General features: G+C 51.9%; 1 protein-coding gene. It reads left to right on the top strand.

The features are described 5' to 3' along the window. Positions 1–125: 125 nt before the first annotated feature. Positions 126–713 (top strand): DUF1062 domain-containing protein, encoded by a 588-nt coding sequence (locus VZP09_RS10565; protein WP_021440293.1) that lies wholly within the window; start codon positions 126–128, stop codon positions 711–713. Positions 714–752 lie beyond the last annotated feature (39 nt).

Below are 752 nucleotides of genomic sequence, written 5' to 3'. Positions count from 1 at the left end.
AACCCACTGAAAAATAGCGATTAACTATTTTTCATACGCCAAAAATCATGGTCCGTTAATCACGGACTCGGTTTCGTATGGGTTAAAAAAGGTACGTTATGACAGTTACATGGACGGTCACGCCCGTGGGGTATCAGCACATTGCCAAACGCTGCCCCGCCTGCAATGTAAAACGCGACTTCGCGCCTTCCGGCGCCATCCGGGTGAATTCGCAAAAGAAGCTGCTGGATATCTGGAGCATCTATAAATGCACGCGCTGCGATTACACCTGGAATATCGCCCTGTTTTCCAGGCTGCACGTCAGCAAGATAAACCGTGAACTGCTTCAGCGCCTGCTGCAGAACGATGCAGCCATGGTTCACTATTATGCCGCTGACCTCGCGACGCTGAAGCGCAACCGCGCCGAGCCGTCGGGGCAACCTGATTTTCGTATTCACGAGCAATGGTCGGTTACGTTGAAGGCATGTCAGCGGATAACGGTGCGCGTCAGAGTCAGTCAGCCATTTCGCATCAGCCTGCTATCAATACTGAAAAAACAGCTCAAGCTGAGTACGGCTGAAATCCGGTGGTTGGTCGCGACAGGGCATATCGAGGGTATTCCACTAAAACAGCTTAAGACGAAAAAGCTGAAGGCGATGGAATATGATTTTCAGCTGGCGGCGGAAACGCTGTATGCGCGACGCCGGATTACGTTATCACTTTGCGGTAGATAACTTGCCGGGAAGATAAGCCGCAGCGCTTGAGCTGCTGGC

It is taken from the genome of Klebsiella sp. EMBS2024, from assembly GCF_036233805.1.
Taxonomy (GTDB): Bacteria; Pseudomonadota; Gammaproteobacteria; order Enterobacterales; family Enterobacteriaceae; genus Klebsiella; species Klebsiella pneumoniae.
Note: the sequence above shows the minus strand (reverse complement) of the source record. Positions and strands in the feature narration are given on the sequence as shown.